The sequence below is a fragment of the Sphingobacterium griseoflavum genome (genome assembly GCF_014653155.1).
Lineage (GTDB): Bacteria > Bacteroidota > Bacteroidia > Sphingobacteriales > Sphingobacteriaceae > Sphingobacterium > Sphingobacterium griseoflavum.
Genome location: NZ_BNAF01000009.1, coordinates 43,934 through 64,087, shown reverse-complemented (window position 1 = coordinate 64,087; position 20,154 = coordinate 43,934). Strand labels below are relative to the sequence as shown.

Genomic DNA, 20,154 nt, shown 5'->3' with positions numbered 1-20,154 from the left:
TTTCACTTTATGAATAGATTCCACCATTGATATTAATCACTTCACCCGTGATATAGCTAGCCTTTTTGGAGGCTAAAAAACACACCAAATCGGCCACTTCTTCCGCTTCTCCGAAACGGTTGACTGGTATCATCTTTGCCAGTTCCTTTTCATCCATTTCCTTGGTCATCTCTGTCCGAATGAAACCCGGGGCCACAGCGTTCACCGTAATATTTCGTTTCGCCACCTCCTGCGCTAAGGCCTTTGTTGCACCGATCACGCCGGCCTTTGCCGCCGAATAGTTGACTTGCCCTGCCGTTCCCTTGACCCCCGAAACAGAAACCATATTGATAATCCTGCCATAACGTTTACGTAACAACTTTTGGATAAAAAAGTTTGTCACATTATAGAAGCCCTGCAAGGAGGTGTGGAGCACGGTAGACCAATCTTCTGGGGTCATCCACATGAAAAGACCGTCTCTTGCAATCCCGGCATTATTGACGATGACTTCAACGACAGCATCCGGATGCGCTGCTGACCACGAAGCTAATACATCGTGCACCGCTCCACTGTCCCCAACATCGAACTTCAAGATTTCTCCTGTCCCCCCGCCTTCTTCGATCATGGTCAATGTTTCCTGTGCGGCGGCTTCATTTCCCTGATAATTTATAAGCACATGATAGCCCAATTCGAACGCCAACTTTTTACATATTGCCCGTCCGATGCCTCGCGATCCGCCTGTTACTAATGCACTTCTCATCATTACCGCATTAAATACTCTTTCACCTGCTGTATTGCCGGGTAAAGAGGCTTATCCTCTGCAAAAGCCGGAATCATGTTTCTGATATCATCATAGACCGCTTTCGTTTTTGAAGATACAAAATTTTGGTAATTTAAAATGTCTATGGCCTGCGTAATTGAAATCATTTGTATAGCCAATACCTCGAACGAATTTACCAAAACTTTATGGGCAATTACGGCCGCATTTGTCCCCATACTCACAATGTCCTGGTTGTCATTATTATTCGGAATGCTGTGGATATACATGGAGGTTGACAGCGTTTGATTCTCCGCAGTGGTTGAGGTGGCCGTAAACTGCGCCCCCTGCATACCAAAATTAAACCCTAGTTTCCCCATATTGACGAAGGGGGGCAAAATCTCATTGATCTTGGAATTCATTAAATAATTGAGTTGCCGCTCGGACAACATCGTTAACCGCGTTATGGCCAGTTTAAGCTTGTCCATTTCCAAGGAAATATAGTCGCCATGGAAATTTCCGCCGTGATACACGTTCCTGTCTTCCACGGAAATGATAGGGTTGTCGCTCACCGAGTTGAGCTCATCTTCCAAGATTTCCCCAACTTGCGCAACGGTCTCCAAAACCGGCCCTAGGATCTGTGGGACACAGCGTAGCGAATAGTATTCCTGCACCTTTTCCTTGAAAATCTCTTCCTGGTTGTTCCCGGAATAGAGATCCTCCTCACGCTTCTTGATCAAGCGGCTATCGAGCAAATGTTCCCGCATCTTTGCGGCGATCTCCTGCTGCCCATGATGCAATTTAACCTCGTTAAGCGTTTGCGAATAATGATCGTCATGAGCTCGAACCAATTCATTCATCGCGCAAGACAACCAAACAGACCACTGCAAGAGCTTCTGCGCATAAAAATAATTCACCAAGCCTACTCCTGTCATGACTGAGGTACCATTGATCAAGGAAAGACCTTCCCGCACGACCACCTGTATAGGTTTAAGCCCCAACACATCGAAAACGCTTGCTGTCGGCTGGCGCTTGCCTTGATAGATGACCTCCCCCTCCCCAATAAGTACCAGTGCGAGATGTGCCAATTGCACCAAATCGCCGCTTGCTCCTACACCGCCATGTGCAAAAATGATCGGAGTAATATCCTTGTTAATAAACTCCTGTAGCAGATCTATAACACTTCGATGCACCCCACTTTTTCCTTTGGAAATATTGGCCAAACGCGTCAACATGGCGGCCTTGACCTGCAACGGCGACAACAGGTCTCCCGTTCCTGCGGCATGACTACGGATTAAATTATACTGTAATTGGTGTGTATCTTCGTCTTTGATACGGTATTGAGCCATAGGCCCAAAGCCGGTATTAACACCGTAAATCACTTTGTTAGCAGCAAATTCCCGAAGGAAAGCATGGCTCTTCTCGACAATATCGATTACGTCCGCCTGAACATCGAGCGATTGCTCATTGAACAACACTTCATATACCTGCGACAACGTAAGTTTCTTATCAACTGAAATCATCTATCTGTCCGTTCTTTTCTATTTTTAGATTATCGCCAAAAAAGCACAAATATAACACTTACCTTTGTGTGGTTATTTGGACATCTGCAAAAGTAATATAATTTTAATAGTAATCCGTTACGCATATGGATATCGAAGAAGTAGATATTTTAATTATTGGTGCTGGGCCCTCCGGTTGTGTTGCAGCAGGATACCTTCAACAGCGAGATGTACGAATTAAAGTTATCGAGAAATCCAAATTCCCGCGTTTAGTCGTTGGCGAAAGTCTGATCCCGCGGGTCATGGATCATTTTGATGAAGCAGGATTACTCCCAGCTTTACAAGCTCAACAATACCAAAAAAAGCCTGGGGCACGATTTATCCGCGATGGTGTCATCAGCATGTTCGATTTTAGCAATAAGTTTGGCGAAGGGTGGGATTATACCTGGCAGATACCAAGGGCCGACTTTGATCACACCATGACGCAAGCACTACAACGAAAAGGGGTTGATATTGCTTTCGAAACCGCACTGGTCAGTATCGCTTTTGAGCACGGCACTTCTCTTTCCGTTGTAGAAGATAAGGCAGGACACCGCAAGCAAATCAAGGCAAAATTTGTGATTGATGCTAGTGGCTATGGCCGTGTGCTACCTAGGCTCCTGCAGCTGGACAAACCCTCCCAACTAAACCCACACTCTGCCATATTCTCGCATGTAAAAGACATCAATCGACCCGCAGGCATCGAAGGTACACAGATATCTTTTGATGTTTTGGAGCAGGAGGTATGGCTGTGGGTTATCCCATTCTCTAACGGACTTACTAGCCTAGGGATCGTCGCACATACCGATTTTATTGATCAGCTGAAAGGAGATAGCGGCACCGCCGAGGCGCTTAAAAAAGCAATTATGCTGTCGGATTTTTATGTAAATCGTTTTGCGGATACCACATTCGAATTTGAGCCCGTGCACTTGAAAAACTATTCTGCTGCCGTTACGCAAATGTATGGCGACGGTTTTGCGCTCACAGGAAACAGTTCCGAATTTCTAGATCCCGTATTTTCCTCAGGTGTTTGCTTTGCGACTGAATCAGGGATTCTAGCGGCAAAATTAGCTTTTCGCCAATTGCAAGGCGAAGCGGTCAACTGGCAAGTCGAATTTAGCGACTATATGCAACGGGGGATCGACGTCTTTACAAGCTATGTGAAAGAATGGTATACGGGCAACCTCCAAACGCTATTCTTCCACAGACCGGAAAACCAAGATGTCAAACGCAAAATATGTGCAGTATTGGCGGGCTACGTGTGGAATGAGGATAATCCGTTTGTGAAGAAGCATGATCGCGTCATCCGTACCATGGCATACATGTTAGAAAACAACCAAACATTCTCCCACGAACATCTGCTATAGAACTATTGCGGCTAGGTTAAAGCACCTATCCGCAATAGTTTAACAGGGTGCTACACGAAATTCGGCAATGCCGCATGGATGCGGGCGATAGACTCCTCTCGTCCTAAGCATGCCAGTATATGAAATACATCGGGGCCAAATTTTCCACCGACAAGCATAACTCTAAAGGGCATCATCAGCTCACCAACCTTCATTCCCGAAGCAGCAATCTCTGCCTTAAAAAATGCTTCTAATGATGGTGCATCCCATTGCTCCATGTGGTCTAACTTATGCGCTACTTGTTGGAAAAAAGCAGCTTTTTCAGCATTCCACTTGGACTTCACGACATCTGTATCGTACTTTTCAGGACGTTCGACAAAGAAAGATGCTTGCGTCCAAAAATCTTCCACATAGGTCAACCGCTCTTTCACTAAGTCCAATACCTGCAGTAAATATTCGTCTCCTACAGTCGCTTCCGTATGCTGTGCAACAACCGCCCTGACTTGCGGCAAAAGCTCTTCATTGCTCGAACGTTTTATCCATTCATGATTGAACCATTTCGCTTTTTCGAAATCGAACTTGGCACCGGCCTTGCTAATACGATCCACTGAAAACTTCGCCACCAGCTCATCTGTAGTAAACAGTTCCTGTTCGGTACCATCATTCCATCCCAATAGAGCTAACATATTGACAAAGGCTTGCGGTAAAAATCCCATCTCTCGGAATCCTTTTGTGGTTTCACCCGACTTAGAATCTGTCCAGTTCATTGCGTAAACAGGAAAGCCCAAACGGTCGCCGTCGCGTTTACTTAACTTCCCGTTTCCATCGGGTTTCAATATCAGTGGGAGGTGAGCCCATGAAGGCATGTCATCTTTCCAACCCAAATACTCCCATAGCAACACGTGAACAGCCGCTGAAGGTAACCACTCCTCGCCGCGGAATACGTGTGAGATCTGCATTTTTTTATCGTCAACGACCACCGCAAGATGGTAAGTCGGCATGCCGTCCGCTTTTAGCAAAACCTTATCATCTACCAAATTGGTATCGAACAATACGCGTCCGCGTATCATATCTTCAAAAGAAACGGTACCATCCACCGGCATTTTGATGCGAACGGTATGGGGAACGCCAGCAGCCAATAACTGTGTGGTTTCCGATACGGGTAAGCTCAGCGAGTTGCGCAAATTAAGCCGGTTTTCGTGCGAATAGCGAAAGTTTGGGTGCAACCTACGCTGCTCGTCAAGTTCTTCAGCCGTGTCAAAAGCGTAATAGGCAAAGCCAGCATCAACCAGCTGTTCAGCATATTCCCGGTATGATGCTTTGCGCTCGCTTTGACGATAAGGGCCGTAGTGCCCAGGATTATTAGGGCTTTCATCTGCATGGATGCCGCACCAAGCGAGGCAATCCGTAATATAGTCTTCTGCGCCAGGCACGAATCGTGTCTGATCGGTATCTTCAATACGTAAAATAAAATCGCCACCTCGCTGGCGCGCAAAAAGATAATTGAACAAGGCTGTGCGCACACCTCCAAGATGTAATCCGCCCGTAGGACTTGGCGCAAAGCGCACTCTAACTTTTCTCTGCAAACTCATAAGCGCAAAACTACAAATTTATCATGGAATCCCTGTAGCCCATTGATCTGACCACTTGTTTTTCCGAATGGCAAAAAAATGCCTAATTTGCGTACTATGATGATTAAGAAGGACCGTCTTTACCAATACCATACAAAACAACGCTGGAAAGCAACCCTTTTCCTATTCGCGGCGCTTATTGCGGGGGCATCCTTGTTTTACACCAACTATTTGGTGAAGAGCCTTTCCAAGTCCGAGCGTACTAAAGCCGAGGTTTGGGCCATGAGCACGCGAAGCATCCTTACCATGCCCGACGTCGACGATCAGTTCATCAGCTTCGTATATGCCGTTCGAGACAGTCTTTCAATTCCCGCCATTATTACCAACGAGAAAGGTAGCATTATCTTCTGGCGCGATTTGGATTCCACAAAAACAAATATTAAAGAACAGGCAGATTCCGTCGGTGATACATTGCAATACGACCCCCTTTATTTCGAAAAGCAGCTAGCCACTATGAAACGAAACCATCGACCTATCGCACTGTATTTAGATACCGGAGAAATATGGTCGGTATACTATCGAGATTCTGATGCTTTAAGACAGCTCCGGATATTCCCTTATTTACAGCTGTCACTGATTGCTATATTCTTGATCATTGCCTACACCGTATTCAACTCTATCAAAAAAACCGAGCAAAACCTCGTGTGGGTAGGCATGGCGAAAGAGGCAGCGCACCAATTGGGCACCCCAATTTCATCGTTGATGGGCTGGCTGGAGCTCGTACGCACCAAGTTTGACGCCGAGAACGACAGCATATTGAACGAAATGGAGCGTGACGTAAAACGCCTCGAAATTGTTGCAGATAGATTTTCAAAAATCGGTTCAATCCCAGCATTGACAAGTCAAGCGGTCTATCCCGTCGTGCAAGAATTCATACAATATTTCCGTGTACGTACCAGCGAAAAAATTTCCTTTGAGCTAACGGGAGATAGAACGGTTGAAGCAAAGCTTAATGTACAACTATTTGACTGGATTATCGAAAATCTATTGAAAAATGCGGTCAACGCAATCGATTCCGAAGGAAAAATAACCGTGAACATTAGCGACAACATTGCAAAAGAGGAAATTTTTATAGACATTAGCGATACTGGAAAAGGTATTCCGAAATCAAATTTTGATACGATCTTTCAGCCCGGCTTTACGACGAGAAAGCGGGGTTGGGGTCTCGGATTAAGTTTGACAAAGCGTATGGTGGATTATCATCAGGGACAGATATTTGTAAAGGAATCAGAATTAGGCACAGGAACAACATTTAGAATAATACTTAAAAGCAATCTTCGATATGAACCCACTCAAGTCTGACGAATATCCAGCCATATATGCCGATTACATTGAAAATGTGGTTGGTTCGGTAATAGACGAGCTTCAGGAACAGCTGACTACATTTCCAGCGTTTATTCGTGGAATTCCAGCGGATCGAGGCGATTTCACATACGCCGAAGGAAAATGGACAGTGAAAGAAGTCCTTTGCCATATTTTAGACACCGAGCGCGTGATGGCCTATCGGGCATTACGTTTTGCACGAAACGACATGACGGAACTCGCGGCGTTTGAACAAGACGAATTTGTCCAGCATGCTCGACACAACGAACGATCTTTTGAACATATCGCCGAAGAGTTTATCGCTTTACGCCAATCCAACTTACTGCTCTTTGATACGTTCAACGAAACCGAGCTTGCCCGAAAAGGCATGGCATCCGGCCGTTTGGTTACGGTAAAAGCATTCATGTACGTCATTGCAGGACACCTTACGCACCATCGCATCATACTTAAGGAACGCTATTTAAGTAACGAAAATATCGAACATGTCGAAAATTTGGTATAGGGAGCATGAGCTCGACGAAGTAAACAACATTTTCCGCACATTTATGACCGGATATCTCGACATCAAAGCAACGGAGATTCGGGACGATGCCCTTGTTGTCAGCATGCCGGTTACCGATAAGGTAAGACAGCCTTTCGGCATTTTACATGGCGGCGCTTCGGTTGTGCTTGCCGAGTCGGTTGGAAGCGTGGCCTCCAATTTGGTAATCGATTCGAACCGATACGCTGGAGTAGGCATGGAAGTTAATGCAAACCACTTGAAATCAGTACGTGAGGGTATGTTACTTGCAACATGCAAGGCTCTACATTTAGGAAAGCAAAGTCATGTTTGGGATATCAAGATTCGCAATGAAGCGGAACAATTGATCTGCGTTTCTCGATTGACGGTAGCCATCATCGAAAAAAAATAACTTTTTTAAAACAATAACGAATCTTGGATTGTACTATATGCAAATACCATTAATTGGTTTTATGATACGGTTTAGGTTTTAGCGAGACTCCGCCCAACGTAGTCTCGCTAACTTTTTACATCAAGCAATCGTTTGATCCGCTTTTACTGTTCTAAATGTCAATATATTTTGTTAGTCTTGTAGTAAGATAAGAGGTGTGGTTACACCGACCGTATCCATAACACAAAGACTAACAAATTAAAGAGAAATGACTTCAACATCAACTGGAAAAACAGAATTCCGCCCTATGGCTATATGCTGTGCCCTGTTCTTTATTCTTGGTTTTATTACCTGGGCTAATGGCACACTGATTCCATTCTTAAAAATTGCCTGCAACCTAGAAACGGATTTGCAAGCTTTTTTTGTGACTTTCGCATCGTATATTGCATATTTTTTCTTGGCCATTCCAAGTTCGTGGATATTAAAGAAAATCGGTTTTCAAAATGGGTTGGTCGTTAGCTTGATCATTTTAGGGTTAGGATCGTTGGTGTTCATCCCTGCTGCCGACAACAGAAGCTATGGGCTATTCCTGACAGGAATTTTTATTCAGGGATCGGGCATGGCGCTGCTCCAAACAGCGGTAAATCCGTATTTAAGTATTATTGGACCAATCGATAGTGCAGCCCAGCGTATATCCATAGCCGGTTTTTTCAACAAGACGGCTGGTATTATTGTCCCTATTCTTTTCGGGACGTTATTTCTGAAAGACGCCGGAGAAGTGACCGCCCAACTTGAAGCAGCGGCCGATATAAATGCGCAAAACCAAATTTTAGATGGGTTAATCGCGCGCGTCCATACGCCGTATATTTCCTTGGCCGTTATTTTTGTCGCTTTTGCCGTATTTCTGAAATTTACAAAGCTACCTGAGGTTGATGTCGATGCAGAGGAGGAAAGCGACCCCATGCAGCAAGTGGTAAGAAAAACAAGTGTTTTTCAGTTCCCACATCTATTCCTGGGCTCTCTAGCTATATTCTTCTGCGTTGCAGTTGAGGTGATGGCCGGTGATATCATCGGTGTTTATGGCCGAGAGCTCAACGTCAACAGCTTCTTCGTCACTTATGCGACCGCCTTTACGCTACTTTGTATGCTGGTCGGTTACATCATCGGTATTATTGCGATTCCGCGATTTGTGTCACAGCAGTTTGCCCTCCGAATATGCACCATTGTCGGACTGATTTTTACCACGATTTCTGTCTTTACTACAGGAACTATCTCTTTTGTTTTCGTAGCCCTACTTGGCGTAGCAAACTCGCTGATGTGGCCCGCGATATTTCCACTTGGTATAAAAGGTCTGGGACGCTTTACGAAAACAGGTTCGGCAATTATGATTATGGGCATTGCTGGGGGCGCAATCTGGCCGCTGGTATACGGACTGTTGAAAGATACGCTGCACATAGACTTTCAACATGCCTTCCTATATGCCATGATTCCTGCCTACCTTTACATCCTTTTCTTCGCCGTAAAAGGACACCGACTAGGCAAATAGCAATTTCAAGCCTACCTCCACAAGGTAGGCCAAAGGATGTTCGGTGACTACAGCATGTTGAACGAAGTGTCCTATGCCAAAGACAGGCATTGGACACTTCGTTTTATATGATCCCCCGACCTAATTTAACCTGAAACCCGACGCCGAAACCTTCCACATCGTTAATGTCTATCGTCTCGAATCATCTCCACAAAAGGAGCAATGAACAATAGGCATGCGCTGTCGATTTGGCCAGCTTGTACCCTCCACAATACAATCATCAACCATACCCTACATAACCACATTTCGCCAAGCAATTTTTAGCTCATTACAAAAAAAGGGGCTACGCTTATGCGTAGCCCCTGCTATTTAAATAAGATTGCAACCCTCTATTTCGTCACCAGTTTGATAAAATCAGCAACCACATTCAAACTCTCGTCCAAAACAAAATCGAATTCTGTTTTTGGTTGCGGTTCACCCTCTTTCCAAAGCGGAAGCCCACGTAACTCCAAACCTTTATTGATACGAGCCCTATTCTTTGCTTTAGCTTTATCTCGCTCTTTCTGCAATGCTACCTGGTTCAAACTAATTTCCTGAATAGAATCCAGTTTTTTAAACTCGTCAATGTCTTCCAATAGATATTGATACTCCGGCGATTTTTTCATCCGCGCTTGGTGAATACCAGTGAGCTTTTGGTTTACGCTGGTTAAATCAGCTACACGTTTGAAAGTTGAAGCATTGATCTGGTCCCAGGGCAGTGCAGACGGCTCTGAGCTCTCGCCAAATTTTTCCGCCGTATACTGCGTAGGGAATACCACATCAGGTGTCACGCCTTTATGTTGCGTACTACTTCCATTCACACGGTAGAATTTCCCCATGGTAATATTAATTTGGCCAAACTCGGGAGCACCATTTGGTGTGTCCGGGTCTTTATCATCCCCTTTTGCTTTCAACAATAACTTGTTGGTTGCGCTGATAAAACGCGACATTTCTATCGCGGATTGCACCGTACCCTTACCGTAGGACTGTGATCCTAAAATAATACCACGTCCATAATCTTGAATGGCTCCTGCAAATATTTCAGAGGCGGACGCAGAAAAGCGATTAATCAGCACACCAAACGGTCCATCCCAAGATACACCAGCTTGTTCATCGCTATCGACCTCCACCCTATTTCTGACATCTCGTACTTGTACGACAGGCCCTTTATCAATAAATAGTCCAGTCAGTTCAATGGCTTCCTGCAACGAACCTCCCCCATTATTGCGCAGATCAAGCACCACGGCGTCCACCTTTTCCTGACGCAAAGTGTCTAAAATCAAGCGTACATCACGTGTGGTACTTTTGTAGTTTGGATCACGCTTCCGGTACGCGTCAAAGTCGATATAGAATTTCGGCAATTTGATTAATCCAATTTTATACATCTTGCCGTCCTCGCCCCTCACCTGTTTTATTTCTTTCTGCGCCGACTCTTCTGCCACGACGATTTTCTCCCGCTTCAATGCAACGACTTTCGGTTGGGCAGTCAACTCTTGACCGGCAGGGATAATCTTTAAGCGGACCGTTGTACCTTTAGGGCCCTTGATTTTGGCTACTGCAGCGTCCAAACGCCAACCGATAATATCTTCGAACTCGCCATCGCCTTGCGCCACACCAATTATGCGGTCGTCGACATGTAGGCTCTTGTCTTTGAAAGCAGGCCCCCCCGCGATAACTTCTTTAATGGTCACCATCTCATTTTCCATCTGTAATCGTGCGCCAATTCCCTCAAATGTGTTGGACATACCTTCATTAAAAGCTTGTGCAAAAGATGGATTGTAATAGGTTGTATGCGGATCCACGGCATCCGTTAATGAAGTCATGATTAATTGAAAGGCATCATTCGAATTGGTTTTCTTCGCTTGGGAGATGATGTTTTGATATCTTTTCCGGAGAGTCTCTTTGTGTTTCTCCACATTTATGGAATCCTTATCGGTACTAGTCAACTTAAGGTTCAACAAATCATACTTTACCCGTTTACGCCACTGATCCTTCAGCTCCTCGTCGGTTTTAAAGTACGGAAGCTTCTCCCGGTACGCGATATAATTCTCGTTAACCGTGAAGTCATGGTCCACGTCAACCTGCGTTAATGCATACTCCATTGCTTCCAGATATCTTTTGGAATATATGTTAAACATGTAAAATGGAGAAGAAAGATCGCCTTTCCGGAAGTCTTGGCTAATCGTATTTTCAAATTTCTTAAAATCGTCTACATCCGATTGTAACAGGTAGTTACGTCCCTGATCCATCGACTTTAAAAGATTCGCAAACACTATGCGGGAAAGAGAATCCGTCATCGGAACTTTTTTATAACTGTAATTTTCCAAAAGATTGGCCACTTCCGAAGCAATCACTTCATGCTGCGCAGATGGCTTCAACTCCAACATCCCCTCATCCAAATTCACACGGGGTTTTGATCCACAGGCAACCACAGATATAAATGCCAGACCAAATACTATATTCTTAAACATATAAGAGAGATTATTTAAATACATTAATTGTTATTCTTTCCTTACACAAGCGATTAACTACTTTTTTACTCGCGCTAAAAATACTGAAAACGAAGTATAAAATGAGGACAGAATGCAATTAAATCGAAACAACCCCATCATTAGCTACTAAATTTACGTTTTGATAACCAAATATCCCGCCAAATATTGTGTAAATATTCAATTACATACCTAGGGTTTGTGAAATCAATACACAAGTGTTAAAGTAGGTTAAATATCGCCGTAAATCGATATTTACGGCCTCTGCTGATAATTTGCAAAACCAAATAAAGGAGAGGAGCTGTCTCTCTAAGAAAGATTTTATACATTTGATAAAATCGAAATTGGTAGGTTATGTATGCATGGATAAAGTATGGTTTTGTAATGTCTTTTCTCGCTCGGCAGGTTTTCTCCGTCGAATACGCTGCTGCGCAGGCAAAAATGGAGACACTTGATCCTGCGGGTTATGTCAATAAGTATGACACCAACTTCAACGGTATTGGACCGAAAGTGTACGTGCTTCCAGCGCCCCGGACGCGCGAAGAATTGCTGATCGACTCTTACAATGAGAAAACAGCATTTCAGGATAGCATCGATCGTGCGTTGGATTTTCAGCAATTGCTCGAAGACTTTAAATCGACCAGCAATCTCGGGCATATTCAATACCTATTGTCGCCAACTCCAGAGACTCCGCTCGCTTGGAATAATTTAGTTGAACAAGAGATTCTACGGGGAAACTACAGCGCGGCATATGGGTTATTACATGCATATGCGGCAAACTCCTTACGCGCTGGTGCGATACATCAAACCATAGGATTGCTGCAAAGCGCACTGCAACAGGCGCAAAAGACCCCAAACACCATGGATGTGGCCACGATACAATACAATTTGGGGAACGTCTATTTATTTGACAAAAACATACAAGAGGCAGGTTTTTTTCAAGAATCTTACTACAAGCACGCATTAAAGCAGCAACAAACCGTCGAGCAAGCCAACGCTTTGGTGAAGATCGCATTGGTCCAAGCATATGACAAGGATTACCGGTCTGCCGAAAACAATATTATCCGGAAAGCAATCCCCTTATTGAACAAGGTCAAAGCCTATGAGCATAAGATAAACGCTTGGCAGACATTGGCTAAAATATATCAGTTGCAAAACAAGCACACCGAAGCACAATGGTTTTTGATACAGGCCAGAGATCTTGCAAAGGCTAAAAATTACCCTAACTCCCGTGCCGAAATCGAATACATGTTAGCCTTTTCAAAATTTATCCAAAAAAACTACACTGTGGCGCAAAAGGAGTTTTTGCAAGCAGATGCACTGGCCAAAACTGAAGATAATAAACTGCTTCAACTGGCGATCGTCGATAAGCTAGGGCAAATATACATGAGCCAGCACGAGCTAAACAAAGCAGAGGATGCCCTTAAAAGCTATGACGACCTACGCCAAGAACTTTTTAAGGATTAGCCTCGTCTATGACATATCCCAGCATGTAGTTTTGAAACTTTTCGTAATAAACCTGAAAGGCGTAGCTTTTCTTTTCTTTACGCAGCATTAAAGTCATTACGCCCTGCGGACGATACTGAAAGGGTAAAATGGTCATGTCTTCCAAAAATGAAACGCCCTTATTGCCCTGTAACTTATAAACAGCTTCCTTCGCACACCAGCAAGCATAAAGCTGTTCGATGTTATCGCCTTGAATGAAGGCCAACTCTTGCACCTTTAAGAATTTTTCCTTGATACGTAAAACCTTGTCTTTTACAATTTCCAAATCCATACCACATTCTCCCCGCAGACTCATCAGAACGCCAGCATAGTCATAGGAATGGGTTAACGAAATTTTATACGGATAATCAGGCAAAAAAGGTTTGCCATTTTCATCGGATGGGCATGCAATATATTCCTCGGTTTTTAATAGGTAGCGAAGCAGCACACGGGTCGCTAGCCAATGTAATGTGCGCTTTCCCTTAGAGAGGCTCTCCAGTTTTGCCTTCTCCCGTGCATCCAACTGCAATCGACCCAATAATTCTTCTACCGTTTCTTCGATCTTCCATATGGCAAATTTTGTATCGCTGTTAAGTTCCCGTAGATATACTAATCCCATGCTGATTGGATGAAAATAAAAATTTTACGTTTTAATATAACCCTAAATTACGAACTTTAAGAATAATGCAACAACCGTTATAAAATAAAAAGTTAAAAGTTGTTGAAATTGAAGCAATACTGTATTTTTGGACTTCGTTTTCAATGCCTGAAAAGAGGATACGACTACAGCACATGATACTATCAGATAAAAGAATTTTAGAGGAAATTGAAAAGGGCGTGATCGTGATCGAACCTTTCGACAGAAAATGTTTGGGAACAAATTCCTATGATGTCCATTTAGGAAAATATCTAGCGACCTATAAAGATGACATATTAGATGCCAAGAAGCATAACGAAATCGTTCATTTCGAGATTCCTGAAGAAGGTTTTATCCTTCGCCCTGAAACACTGTACCTTGGTGTGACCCTCGAGTACACCGAATCGCATGGACACGTTCCCTTCCTTGAGGGCAAGTCTAGCACGGGTCGCCTCGGCATAGACATTCACGCTACAGCTGGCAAGGGTGATGTGGGTTTCTGCAACACATGGACCTTGGAGATTTCGGTGGCTCAACCTGTACGTGTGTATGCAGGTATGCCTATCGGACAACTGATTTATTTCGTTGTGGAGGGAGATATTGAAACGATGTACAACACCAAGGGGAATGCGAAATACAACAACAAAACTATCCGACCTGTTGAAAGCATGATGTGGAAAAATGCGTTTTAAAAAACAAAGGAGGAATGAAAAACATTCCTCCTCCATTTAATCTCTCGCTACGTTTATCCACCAAACTCCATCAAATAGGATTTCAAAAATTCATCCAAATCGCCATCTAAAACTGCCTGCGTATTAGAAGTCTCCGTGCCCGTTCGTAGATCCTTGATCAACTTGTAAGGATGTAATACATAATTCCTAATCTGCGAGCCCCACTCAATCTTCTTTTTCGAGCCTTCGATAGCTGCCGTTGCTTCTTGGCGTTTGCGCATCTCAATTTCGTAGAGTTGCGATTTCAGCAACCGGAGTGCATTTTCTTTGTTCTGCAACTGCGAACGCGACTCTTGGTTTTTGATAATGATTCCTGTAGGTTTGTGATGTAAACGAACGGCTGTTTCCACCTTGTTCACGTTTTGTCCGCCAGCCCCGCCAGAACGAAATGTATCCCATTCAATCTCCGCATCCCTCACTTCAATCTCGATGTTATCATCCACCAAGGGGTAGACATAAACAGACGCAAACGACGTGTGTCGTTTGGCATTTGAATCGAACGGAGAGATCCGTACCAATCGATGTACACCATTCTCTCCTTTTAGGTATCCATAGGCGAAAAGACCGGAAAACTGCAGCGTAACGGTCTTGATACCCGCTACATCACCTTCTTGGTAGTCCTGCTCCGTCACCTTACAGCCATGCTTTTCGCCCCACATAATATACATGCGCATCAGCATCGCCGCCCAATCGCAGGATTCCGTGCCACCAGCACCCGCTGTAATCTGAAGGATGGCATCCAATTGGTCTTCTTCAGCGCTCAGCATGTTTTTAAATTCCAGCTCTTCTATCTGCGCCAAAGCCTCCTGATATTGCCCTTCCGCGTCCTGATCCGTAGCATCCCCCGATTGCATAAATTCGTACATAACGCCAGCATCTTCAACAGCAGCACTGACCTGATCAAAATGTTCAGTCCAAACCTTGAGGTTCTTTATCTCATGTAAAACTTTCTCCGCCGCTTTGGGGGCATCCCAAAAGTCGGCTTTCAATGTGATCGCTGTAAGCGCAGCAACTTCTGCTTTCTTGGCATCGATGTCAAAGATGCCTCCTCAGGGATGTTACGCGATCCCTCAAGTCTTGAATCTGTTCTTTGGTCATAGCCAAAAGTAAAAAGTAAATATGTAAAAACGTAATTACGTATGACGATATCGCAAAATACCTATGTTTCAGGATAATTTTTTAGAATTAACTATTCCAATACTTATCTTTGATACAAACAACAGTATACTTTATGTTTCCAAACATCGACTTCACTACCACGCAAGCGTACAAATATTTAGCGGATCATTACATCACGGTCAACGAAAAATCGCTGAAGGAGCTTTTTTCGGAAGATGCACAACGTTTTAAAAAATTCTCTATCCAACTGGAAGACATGCTGTTCGATTTTTCGAAGAATAGGATCACAGATGAAACCTTTGCCCTTCTTATGCAGCTGGCCAACGAATGTAAATTGAAAGAGGCTATTACCGCTATGTTCGCTGGTGAAAAAATAAATGTGACAGAGGGTCGCCCTGTATTGCACACCGCGCTTCGCAATCAATCCAACGATCCTGTTCTTGTAGATGGTGAAGATGTGATGCCTAAAGTCAGGGCCGTCCTGGATCACATGAAAGCCTTTACCCATCGTATTATCTCCGGCGAATGGAAAGGATTCACGGGCAAAGCCATTACGGACGTTGTCAATATCGGCATCGGCGGATCTGATCTCGGTCCCGTTATGGTAACAGAGGCCTTAAAAGCTTACAAGACCAGGCTTAATCTCCATTTTGTATCAAACGTTGACGGTACACATATTGCAGAAACGTTAAAAGGTCTTGATCCGGAAACTACCCTATTTTTAATTGCATCAAAAACATTTACCACACAAGAAACCATGGCCAACGCGCAATCGGCCAAAAATTGGTTCTTGGGAGCGGGAGCTATGGAAGCTGACGTGGCAAAGCACTTCGTGGCATTAAGCACAAACGCAGAAGGTGTGTCTGCTTTCGGAATAGACACCCAAAATATGTTTGAATTTTGGGATTGGGTCGGTGGGCGATATTCGCTGTGGTCAGCTATTGGTTTGTCCATTTCCTTAGGCATCGGCTACGACAATTTTGAAGCGCTACTTCAGGGCGCAGATAGCGCCGATAAGCACTTCCGTGATACGGAACTAGAGCGAAATATTCCCGTTGTAATGGCTCTACTAGGCGTATGGTACAATAATTTCTTCGATGCGGAGAGCCATGCTATCCTACCATATGATCAATACCTGCATCGATTTGCTGCGTACTTCCAACAGGGCGATATGGAGAGCAATGGGAAATACATTGACCGAAATGGAAATCGTGTCGATTACCAAACTGGGCCCATCATTTGGGGAGAACCGGGAACGAATGGACAGCATGCTTTCTACCAGTTGATTCATCAAGGCACCAAGTTGATCCCTTGCGACTTCATTGCACCAGCAGTTTCACTAAACCCGCTAGGAGACCATCACCAGCTGCTCCTGTCAAACTTTTTTGCTCAGACAGAAGCGCTTATGAATGGAAAAAGCGAAGAAGAAGTTGTTGCAGAATTAAAGAAATCTGGCAAATCAGAACAGGAAATTGATGTGATCAAAAACTTTAAAGTCTTTGAAGGCAATAGACCAACGAACTCCTTCCTGCTAAAAAAAATCACACCATACACACTCGGCACATTGATCGCACTTTATGAGCACAAAATCTTTGTCCAAGGTGTAATTTGGAACATCTACAGTTTCGATCAATGGGGTGTGGAACTGGGAAAACAATTGGCCAACAAAATTCTGCCAGAACTGGTTAGTGAGGAACAGGTCGACACGCATGACTCATCAACAAACGGATTGATTAACCAGTATAAAAATTGGCGGTAAGCCTGCTGTGCAATCCAAGCAAATAGGCCTGCAAAAAGATCCCCGAAACGTTTCACGATCGGGGATTTTTTTGCAGGAAAGCCATCACGTGTGCTGCGACGAATGATTACAAAACAAACTTCAACCTCCACACCTGCATCGCAATAAATGAACATCGTTAATGATCCAATTGACGACCCTCAACGCGTAAAATTGTAGTCACAAACTTCTGTTTTCACTTAAAATTAGCGAAATTTAAGGCGACAACTAATCAACAGATACATGACTTTACAACAAAATTTACGGTTGACCCTATGCGCTGTTACCTTGTTCGCGGGCGCTAACGCCTTTGCGCAATATGGCGGATCGAAAGCGCAGCAGCTCGACCCTATCGTAGAAAAGATAGTGCACGAAGCAACTGGAAATTCCCAGCTAGAGAATTTAGCTTTTCAGTTGTTAGATGTGGTAGGACCAAGGCTCGTTGGCACACCACAGATGAATAAAGCCAACGACTGGGCGGTGAAAACTTTTCAAAGCTGGGGACTGGAAGCCGAGAAACAGCAATTTGGCGAATGGCGCGGCTGGGAGCGCGGTATCTCCCATATCGATATGACTTCCCCACGGTTAAAAACGCTTGCCGGAACACAATTAGCCTGGAGCCCCTCCACAAAGGGAAAGGCCATCGAAGGAGAAGTAATCGTTCTTCCCGCATTTAAAGACTCTGCAGATTTTGCAGCATGGTTGCCGAAGGTAAAAGGCAAATATGTGATGACCTCGATGTATCAGCCAACGGGACGTCCTGATCATGACTGGGAGAAGTATGCACGTGCCGAATCTTTTGAACAGATGAAGAACGAGCGCGATTCAATGGTGCAGGCATACAACGCAAACATTCGTAAAACAGGACTCTCAGTAAACTCTATACCGGGCAAGCTCGAAGAGGCGGGTGCGCTTGGCGTCTTGTCCAGTTTTTGGTCTAAAGAATTCGGCGCAAATAAGATCTTTGGCGCAAGGACAAATAAGGTCCCTTCTGTGGATATTTCGCTCGAAGACTATGGGTTGCTTTACCGACTCGCAAAAAATGGTATTACTCCGAAAGTAAAAATCGAAACAAGTTCGAAAGACTTGGGCACTGTCCCGTCCTTCAATACGATTGCGCAAATTAAAGGGACAGAACTTCCGAATGAATATGTCATCCTTTCCGCACACCTTGATTCTTGGGAAGGAGGATCTGGCGCAACAGATAATGGCACCGGAACCTTAGCCATGATGGAGGTTGCGCGGGTATTGAAAGCTGTATTCCCAAATCCGAAGCGAACTATCTTGATTGGACTTTGGGGCAGCGAAGAACAGGGCCTAAATGGTTCCAGGGCATTCGTGTTGGATAATCCAGAAATTATTGAAAAAACGCAGGCGGTATTCAATTTGGATAATGGTACCGGTCGTGTGGAAAATATCAACGGTTCTGGTTTCATTCACGCGTACGATTTTATCGGTCGTTGGCTGCAGGCTGTTCCCAACCATATTACACAAGATATCAAAACGACCTTCCCGGGAAACCCGGGTGGTGGCGGATCGGATCATGCTTCGTTTGTTGCTGCAGGTATCCCTGCCTTTATGCTAAGCTCCCTTTCTTGGGGCTATTTTAACAATACCTGGCATACCAACTTAGACACCTATGACAAGCTGGTCTTTGACGACCTACGGTATAACGTGATCTTGACCGCAGTCATGGCTTACAAAGCCTCCCAAGAAGATAAACTGGTTGACCGCGAGCAGCGCGTAATGCCTGCAGAAGGCAGTAGAGGGGGAAGCAGCTGGCCTGCTATCCGCCAGCCGCGTCGCACTGGCGTCGGGTACTAGTATTTGATCATTGCCTTTCTTCCAACTGCGCCTTTCTCAACGAAAGGCGCTTGTTGGTTTTGTAGATCTTGACGGCAATCAGGAAATATGCCAGTAAAAGCGGACCATAGACCAGGCCCATGATCCCGAACAAGGGTAAACCTATTATAATACCGACAACAGTAATCAGCGGGTGGATATCCCCTACTTTTTTGTTGATAATAAACCGCAGTACGTTGTCAATATTTATCACCAGAACAAACCCCCAAATCAGCAAGCCTATGGCCGGCCATGTTTGCCCTTGCGACAGCAATATTAGGGCAGCGGGGACAAAAATAAGTGGAGGGCCAAGTAGTGGAATAAAAGAGAGGATGGCGCAGATGACACCCCAAAAAACTGCATCACGTACCCCGAAGATCCAAAACCCAATAGCCAAACACCCCCCTTGGACAATCGCAATGATCGTCTGTCCGACAATATTTGAATATGTGATATTCTTTAATTCATTGCCGAACACAGATGATTGCTGTGCATCAAATGGCATATAGTATACGATTCCTCGTTCAAACCCCTTATAGTTTACAAAAAGGAAATACAGGATAAAATACATAACGGTAATCTCAAGAAAGATATTGGCGGCCCCACCCAATATTGAGGTCAGCAACTCGCCAAAGAACGCTGCGCTCTGCTCCACTTGCTCTTTCAAGAGATCGGGTTTGCCGAAAGTATCACCGGCAAATTTGTTTATTGCATCAATCATCTGGGTTATCCAGGTTGGATCTTGCTGGAGCTTAACGGCCTTCTTCAGCAGCATACTACCGATTCCTACAAAAGGAAGCACAATAATAAATATGGATATGACGATCAATAGCACAGCGGACAGTGGTTTTGGCCATCGCCAGCGTTCTATCAAAAAGATGTTGATTCCTCGAAAAAGGGTGTACATCACCATGGTCCCCAAGATCGCGCCATATATACCCCGCATGGCGTACAGGAGAATTGCTCCAAGTGCAAGGACGAGGATCAGGATGATAATATTACGTTCTTTCTGCGAAAATACCGGATTGTTCATACAGTCAGTG

General features: G+C 44.5%; 16 protein-coding genes. 9 read left to right on the top strand and 7 right to left on the bottom strand.

Annotated features, from left to right (window positions below; all coding sequences use genetic code 11):
• Positions 1 to 7: 7 nt before the first annotated feature.
• Both flxB and flxA read right to left on the bottom strand, forming a co-directional pair.
• Positions 8 to 742 carry a flexirubin biosynthesis SDR family reductase FlxB gene (gene flxB / locus IE165_RS12610; RefSeq protein ID WP_229826542.1) on the bottom strand — a complete coding sequence of 245 codons (735 nt, stop codon included), beginning with the start codon at positions 740 to 742 and terminating at the stop codon, positions 8 to 10.
• Positions 742 to 2,259 (bottom strand): flexirubin biosynthesis tyrosine ammonia-lyase FlxA, encoded by a 1,518-nt coding sequence (gene flxA, locus IE165_RS12605; protein ID WP_189626990.1) that lies wholly within the window; start codon positions 2,257 to 2,259, stop codon positions 742 to 744. Before flxA ends, flxB begins: the two co-directional genes overlap by 1 nt.
• Positions 2,260 to 2,384: 125 nt before the next feature.
• Between flxA and IE165_RS12600 the strand changes: the two genes are divergently transcribed.
• The gene (locus tag IE165_RS12600) at positions 2,385 to 3,644 is read left to right on the top strand and encodes an NAD(P)/FAD-dependent oxidoreductase (protein ID WP_189626989.1); all 1,260 of its coding nucleotides are present in this window, start codon (positions 2,385 to 2,387) and stop codon (positions 3,642 to 3,644) included.
• 50 nt (positions 3,645 to 3,694) lie between these two features.
• Here IE165_RS12600 and gltX read toward each other — a convergent pair whose 3' ends face one another.
• Positions 3,695 to 5,215, bottom strand: a complete 1,521-nt coding sequence (gltX, locus tag IE165_RS12595) for a glutamate--tRNA ligase (RefSeq protein ID WP_189626988.1) — start codon at positions 5,213 to 5,215, stop codon at positions 3,695 to 3,697.
• A gap of 96 nt (positions 5,216 to 5,311) precedes the next feature.
• Between gltX and IE165_RS12590 the strand changes: the two genes are divergently transcribed.
• The 4 genes from IE165_RS12590 to IE165_RS12575 all read left to right on the top strand — a co-directional run bounded on the left by IE165_RS12590 (position 5,312) and on the right by IE165_RS12575 (position 9,013).
• The gene (locus tag IE165_RS12590; RefSeq protein ID WP_229826541.1) at positions 5,312 to 6,556 is read left to right on the top strand and encodes a sensor histidine kinase; all 1,245 of its coding nucleotides are present in this window, start codon (positions 5,312 to 5,314) and stop codon (positions 6,554 to 6,556) included.
• On the top strand, positions 6,537 to 7,079 hold the full coding sequence (locus IE165_RS12585) for a DinB family protein (RefSeq protein WP_189626987.1): 543 nt from the start codon (positions 6,537 to 6,539) through the stop codon (positions 7,077 to 7,079). Before IE165_RS12590 ends, IE165_RS12585 begins: the two co-directional genes overlap by 20 nt.
• Entirely contained in the window at positions 7,060 to 7,488 is a 429-nt protein-coding gene (locus tag IE165_RS12580) for a hotdog fold thioesterase (RefSeq protein ID WP_189626986.1), read from the top strand. The genes IE165_RS12585 and IE165_RS12580 overlap by 20 nt, the downstream gene beginning before the upstream one ends.
• A 247-nt stretch (positions 7,489 to 7,735) precedes the next feature.
• On the top strand, positions 7,736 to 9,013 hold the full coding sequence (locus IE165_RS12575) for a sugar MFS transporter (protein ID WP_229826540.1): 1,278 nt from the start codon (positions 7,736 to 7,738) through the stop codon (positions 9,011 to 9,013).
• A 368-nt stretch (positions 9,014 to 9,381) separates the two neighbouring features.
• Here IE165_RS12575 and IE165_RS12570 read toward each other — a convergent pair whose 3' ends face one another.
• Positions 9,382 to 11,502, bottom strand: coding sequence for a carboxy terminal-processing peptidase (locus tag IE165_RS12570; protein ID WP_229826539.1), 2,121 nt, complete (start codon positions 11,500 to 11,502; stop codon positions 9,382 to 9,384).
• A 402-nt stretch (positions 11,503 to 11,904) separates the two neighbouring features.
• Between IE165_RS12570 and IE165_RS12565 the strand changes: the two genes are divergently transcribed.
• Entirely contained in the window at positions 11,905 to 12,987 is a 1,083-nt protein-coding gene (locus IE165_RS12565) for a tetratricopeptide repeat protein (RefSeq protein ID WP_189626984.1), read from the top strand.
• Here the strand turns inward: IE165_RS12565 and IE165_RS12560 are convergent.
• Complete coding sequence (locus IE165_RS12560; protein WP_189626983.1) at positions 12,977 to 13,624, bottom strand: 4'-phosphopantetheinyl transferase family protein; 648 nt, start codon at positions 13,622 to 13,624, stop codon at positions 12,977 to 12,979. The genes IE165_RS12565 and IE165_RS12560 overlap by 11 nt on opposite strands.
• Before the next feature lie 173 nt (positions 13,625 to 13,797).
• Here IE165_RS12560 and dcd point away from each other — a divergent pair, with 173 nt between their 5' ends.
• Positions 13,798 to 14,334 (top strand): dCTP deaminase, encoded by a 537-nt coding sequence (gene dcd, locus IE165_RS12555; RefSeq protein WP_189626982.1) that lies wholly within the window; start codon positions 13,798 to 13,800, stop codon positions 14,332 to 14,334.
• A gap of 53 nt (positions 14,335 to 14,387) precedes the next feature.
• Here dcd and prfB read toward each other — a convergent pair.
• Positions 14,388 to 15,471 (bottom strand): peptide chain release factor 2 gene (prfB, locus tag IE165_RS12550; RefSeq protein ID WP_189626981.1). Its coding sequence is split into 2 segments (ribosomal slippage): positions 14,388 to 15,410 and positions 15,412 to 15,471, totalling 1,083 coding nucleotides; the frame shifts between segments, so codons are not numbered across the junction.
• Between the two features lie 133 nt (positions 15,472 to 15,604).
• Between prfB and pgi the strand changes: the two genes are divergently transcribed.
• Both pgi and IE165_RS12540 read left to right on the top strand, forming a co-directional pair.
• Positions 15,605 to 17,251, top strand: coding sequence for a glucose-6-phosphate isomerase (pgi, locus tag IE165_RS12545; protein ID WP_189626980.1), 1,647 nt, complete (start codon positions 15,605 to 15,607; stop codon positions 17,249 to 17,251).
• A 261-nt stretch (positions 17,252 to 17,512) separates the two neighbouring features.
• On the top strand, positions 17,513 to 19,093 hold the full coding sequence (locus IE165_RS12540) for a M20/M25/M40 family metallo-hydrolase (RefSeq protein ID WP_189626979.1): 1,581 nt from the start codon (positions 17,513 to 17,515) through the stop codon (positions 19,091 to 19,093).
• 7 nt (positions 19,094 to 19,100) lie between these two features.
• On the opposite strand, the gene IE165_RS12535 is transcribed toward IE165_RS12540, so the two are convergent.
• Positions 19,101 to 20,144: an AI-2E family transporter gene (locus IE165_RS12535; protein WP_189626978.1), complete on the bottom strand. Its 1,044-nt coding sequence runs from the start codon at positions 20,142 to 20,144 to the stop codon at positions 19,101 to 19,103.
• Between the last annotated feature and the right edge of the window lie 10 nt (positions 20,145 to 20,154).

What these genes read in the sequence shown, in the direction of transcription:
- flxB (WP_229826542.1), bottom strand. Translation starts at nt 742, where the DNA reads ATGATGAGAAGTGCATTAGTAACAGGCGGATCGCGAGGCATCGGACGG.
- flxA (WP_189626990.1), bottom strand. Translation starts at nt 2,259, where the DNA reads ATGATTTCAGTTGATAAGAAACTTACGTTGTCGCAGGTATATGAAGTG.
- IE165_RS12600 (WP_189626989.1), top strand. Translation starts at nt 2,385, where the DNA reads ATGGATATCGAAGAAGTAGATATTTTAATTATTGGTGCTGGGCCCTCC.
- gltX (WP_189626988.1), bottom strand. Translation starts at nt 5,215, where the DNA reads ATGAGTTTGCAGAGAAAAGTTAGAGTGCGCTTTGCGCCAAGTCCTACG.
- IE165_RS12590 (WP_229826541.1), top strand. Translation starts at nt 5,312, where the DNA reads ATGATGATTAAGAAGGACCGTCTTTACCAATACCATACAAAACAACGC.
- IE165_RS12585 (WP_189626987.1), top strand. Translation starts at nt 6,537, where the DNA reads ATGAACCCACTCAAGTCTGACGAATATCCAGCCATATATGCCGATTAC.
- IE165_RS12580 (WP_189626986.1), top strand. Translation starts at nt 7,060, where the DNA reads ATGTCGAAAATTTGGTATAGGGAGCATGAGCTCGACGAAGTAAACAAC.
- IE165_RS12575 (WP_229826540.1), top strand. Translation starts at nt 7,736, where the DNA reads ATGACTTCAACATCAACTGGAAAAACAGAATTCCGCCCTATGGCTATA.
- IE165_RS12570 (WP_229826539.1), bottom strand. Translation starts at nt 11,502, where the DNA reads ATGTTTAAGAATATAGTATTTGGTCTGGCATTTATATCTGTGGTTGCC.
- IE165_RS12565 (WP_189626984.1), top strand. Translation starts at nt 11,905, where the DNA reads ATGTCTTTTCTCGCTCGGCAGGTTTTCTCCGTCGAATACGCTGCTGCG.
- IE165_RS12560 (WP_189626983.1), bottom strand. Translation starts at nt 13,624, where the DNA reads ATGGGATTAGTATATCTACGGGAACTTAACAGCGATACAAAATTTGCC.
- dcd (WP_189626982.1), top strand. Translation starts at nt 13,798, where the DNA reads ATGATACTATCAGATAAAAGAATTTTAGAGGAAATTGAAAAGGGCGTG.
- pgi (WP_189626980.1), top strand. Translation starts at nt 15,605, where the DNA reads ATGTTTCCAAACATCGACTTCACTACCACGCAAGCGTACAAATATTTA.
- IE165_RS12540 (WP_189626979.1), top strand. Translation starts at nt 17,513, where the DNA reads ATGACTTTACAACAAAATTTACGGTTGACCCTATGCGCTGTTACCTTG.
- IE165_RS12535 (WP_189626978.1), bottom strand. Translation starts at nt 20,144, where the DNA reads ATGAACAATCCGGTATTTTCGCAGAAAGAACGTAATATTATCATCCTG.